The organism is Dehalococcoidia bacterium (genome assembly GCA_035574915.1).
GTDB lineage: Bacteria > Chloroflexota > Dehalococcoidia > DSTF01 > WHTK01 > DATLYJ01.
On the sequence record DATLYJ010000025.1, the window covers coordinates 1 to 3,701 of the forward strand.

Annotated in this window: 3 protein-coding genes; 2 read left to right on the plus strand and 1 reads right to left on the minus strand. The window is 69.3% G+C overall.

The genetic code is table 11. The features are described from left to right. The coding region (locus VNN10_02315; protein ID HXH20835.1) for an enoyl-CoA hydratase-related protein at positions 1–860 on the minus strand (860 nt) is incomplete at its 3' end. A 222-nt stretch (positions 861–1,082) separates the two neighbouring features. Between VNN10_02315 and VNN10_02320 the strand changes: the two genes are divergently transcribed. Both VNN10_02320 and VNN10_02325 read left to right on the plus strand, forming a co-directional pair. After that, positions 1,083–2,279: a CaiB/BaiF CoA-transferase family protein gene (locus VNN10_02320; GenBank protein HXH20836.1), complete on the plus strand. Its 1,197-nt coding sequence runs from the start codon at positions 1,083–1,085 to the stop codon at positions 2,277–2,279. A gap of 122 nt (positions 2,280–2,401) precedes the next feature. Continuing rightward, complete coding sequence (locus VNN10_02325) at positions 2,402–3,505, plus strand: crosslink repair DNA glycosylase YcaQ family protein (GenBank protein ID HXH20837.1); 1,104 nt, start codon at positions 2,402–2,404, stop codon at positions 3,503–3,505. Positions 3,506–3,701: the final 196 nt, after the last annotated feature.

Here is a 3,701-nt window from a genome sequence, read left to right on the forward strand (position 1 = left end):
TCCCGCCAGGAGATCGCCTCGCGCATGCCGCCTTCGCGGATCTTGTCCTGCCACATGAAGTTCTGCTCCGTGAAGCCACCCATGGCGTCCGTGTCCGTCGCGGCGTGGATGCCGGGGTACATCAGCGGCTCGAAGAACGCGTTCACGCTGCGTTTGTTCAGCGCCAGCAGGTCCGCGGAGTTCACGGAGATGCGCTCTGCCCAGCGCGTGACCTCCGCCTCCAGTTCCTCGGCAGGCACGGCGCGGTTGATCATGCCCATCTCTTCCGCCACGCGGCCGCTGACCGTGTCGCCGGTGAAGAGCAACTCCTTTGCCCGCCGCATCCCGATGATCAGCGGCCAGTTCGCGGCCGTGCGCGAGGTGCTGAAGCGCGCGCCCGGGTGCCCGATCTGCGCGTCCTCGGCCGCGATAACCAGGTCCGCCATCATTGCCAGCTCACAACCCCCGGCGAGGCAGTAGCCGTGGACCTGGGCAATGGTCACCTTCGCCATGTTCCAGAAGTAGAGGTACATGTCCGACACCCGCACCATGTTCGTGCGCGTGTTCATGATCATCCGGCGGCCGGGGATCGCTTCGTAGGTATCGCGCTGGCCCCCGACTGGCGGCGGCATGCCCGGTTTGCGCTGGCCGCCGCCCATGAGGTCGTAGCCGGAGCTGAAGGCGCGGCCGTTGCCCCGGATCACGATGACCTTGACGTCGTTATCCGCCTCGAATTCCTTCAAGGCGACCTCGAAGTCCCAGAGCAGGTCGGGGCTGAGCGCGTTAAGCGCCTGCGGGCGGTTCAGGGTAATGCGGCCGATCTGATTGCTGGAGCCGTAACGGTCGACGAGGATGGGGGGCTCGGTCTGGCCTTCGGACATGAGGGCGCCTCCTGTGGTTCTGCGAGTGCGTTTCGTCGCGGGGGCAGCCGGATTATCCGGCGGCCGAAGCCCTCAGGGCAACGACAACCAGCAAGGGCCAGGGATGCGGCGTCCGAATGTTCGGGTGCCCGCATGTCCGGATGTCCGCAGGCTCACCCAGCCCCTTGCTCGTTCCGGTCAGCCGGGTTCGCTAAACTTCCCGATCACACAGGAGGCCCCACCATGACCATGGCGCTGGAAGGCTTGAAGGTTCTCGACCTCTCCCGGCTTGCACCCGGCCCCTTCTGCTCGATGCTCCTCGGTGACCTCGGCGCCGACGTGCTCCTCGTCGAAGCGCCGCCGGAGCAGCTGCCGGGACGTCAGCCCGGCCAGGGCCAGCGCCCGCCCGGCGCCGGACAGGGCCGCGGCCAGGCGTACAACGCCCTCGGCCGGAACAAGCGCAGCATTGTCCTCAACCTGCGGTCGGAAGAAGGCCGCGAGGTCTTCTACAAGCTCGCGAGGGACGCCGACGTCGTCCTCGAGGGCTTCCGGCCCGGCGTCGTGTCTCGCCTCGGCGTCGACTACGACACCGTCAGCAAGATCAACCCGCGCATCATCTACTGCTCCCTCTCCGGGTACGGTCAGACTGGCCCTTACAACCAGCTCGTGGGCCACGACATCAATTACATCTCCATCGGCGGCGCGCTCGGCCTCATCGGCTGGCCCGACACGCCGCCGGCCATCCCCATGAACCTGCTGGCGGACTTCGCCGGCGGAGGCCTGCACGCCGCGTTCGCGATCCTCGCCGCGGTCATCGCCCGCGAGAAGACAGGGCGCGGGCAGTACGTCGACATCGCCATGTCGGACGGCGTCCTCTACCTCCTCGCCAGCGCCATCAGCGGCTACTTCGCCTCCGGCAACGTGCCATCCCGCGGCGCCACCATGCTCAACGGCGCCGCGCCGCACTACAACGTCTACGAGTGCGCGGACGGCAAGTGGCTCAGCCTGGGCAGCCTGGAGCCGCACTTCTGGGCTAACCTCTGCAAGACGGTCGGCCGCGAGGACTTCATCCCCCACCAGAACGACCCCGCGAAGCGCCCCGAGATCGCCGCCTACTTCAAGCAGACCTTCAAGACGAAGACCCGCGATGAGTGGTTCGCGATCATGCAGCAGACCGACATCTGCGTCGGCCCCGTCTATGCCCTGGACGAAGCCCTTGCCGACCCCCAGAACCTCGCGCGAGGGATGGTTGTCGAGGTAGAGCACCCGGATCTAGGCAAGGTAAAGCAGGTGGGGATAGGGCCGAAGCTCAGCGACACCCCGGGGGCGGTGCGCTCGACCGCGCCGGCGCCGGGCCAGCACACTGACAGCGTCCTGGCCAGCCTCGGCTACTCGGCGGCCGAGATTGCCGCCCTGCGCGAGAAGGGCGCAGTCGCCTGACCGCGGTTGCGGACCTCGACCCCAGGCCCGTCGACGGGCTCAGCGCCGTCGAGGCCCGCCGCCTCATCCTCTGCGCCCAGGGCCTCGACCGCGTCGCGGCCGATGGCGACACGCCGGACGCCATGCTGCGCCGCCTCGGCGCCGTGCAGCTCGACACCATTTCCGTCCTGGCCCGCTCTCACGAGCTCGTGGCCTACGCGCGCCTCGGCCCGGTCCCGCGCGCCGCGCTGGAGGCCGCCTACTGGGGCCAGCCGGCGCGGGCGTTCGAGTACACCGCCCACGCCGCCTGCATCATGCCCGTAGCCCTCTGGCCCTTCTTCGCCTTCCGCCGCCGCGCCGCGCGCGAGCGTGAGCGCGGCCGTAGCCGCCTGTCGCCCTCGTTCGTCGAGGAGGTGCGCGCCCGGCTGCGCGACGGCCCCATCACGACCACAGACGTGGGTGGCGCCCGCGAGAGCGCCGGCTGGTGGAACTGGTCGGACGCAAAGGTCGCTCTCGAAGGCCTCTACCGCCGCGGCGAGGTCGTGGTCACCACCCGCCGCGGCTGGAAGCGAGTCTACGACCTCCCCGAGCGGGCTATCCCCGCGGACCTCCTGGCGCACGAGCCGGCAGACCAGGAGTGTTATCTCGAGCTCGTGAAGGTGGCGGCGCGCGCCCTGGGCGTCGGCACCGCGCGCGACATCGCCGGCTACTTCTTCCTCACCCTGCCCTACGCCGGCACCGCGCCCAACGCCCGCCGTCTGGTCGCCGAGGCCATCGAGGCCGCCGGCCTCGTGCCGGTGCGGGTCGAGGGCTGGCGTGAGGCCGCCTTCGCCAGCCCCGCGGCGCTCTCGGCGCCGCCCCCGCACCCCTCCCGCACGACGCTGCTCTCACCCTTCGACCCCCTGGTCTGGGCCACTCCCGCCCCCGGCCAGATGCAAGAACGCGAGTACCCTCGCCGCGTGTTCGACTTCTCCTATTCGTTCGAGGCATACGTCCCGAGGGAGAAGCGGCGTCACGGCTACTTTACGATGCCCCTCCTCGCCGGTGACCGCCTCGTCGGCCGCATCGACCCCTTCCGCCGCGGCAAGACGCTGGTAGCGCAGCGCGTCAGCCTGGAGGGCCCGGAAGCCGTGCCTGCCGCCGCGGCGGCGTTGCGTGAGGCTGCTGCCTGGGTGGGTTGCACGGACATCGAGGTCCAGGAGGCCCTCCCCGAGCCCCTCCTCACCGACCTCGTCAGCCACCTCTAGCCAGCGCCCGCGGATGGGGGTTGGACTTTGGAGTCTGGACTGTGGGTTTTCGGGAATCAAAAGTCCAGACGCCCAAAGCTTGGCTTGCTTTCTGTTCCCGGGTTCTCTCGTTCTCTTGTTCCTTGCTCCTTGCTACCTTTACCCCATGCCCGACCGACTCTGCCCGCGGTGCGGCGCCTACTGGCAGTGCGGCTGC

Excerpts from the sequence above, each read along its gene's own strand:
- VNN10_02320 (HXH20836.1), top strand. The coding sequence starts at position 1,083 with ATGACCATGGCGCTGGAAGGCTTGAAGGTTCTCGACCTCTCCCGGCTT.
- VNN10_02325 (HXH20837.1), top strand. The coding sequence starts at position 2,402 with ATGCTGCGCCGCCTCGGCGCCGTGCAGCTCGACACCATTTCCGTCCTG.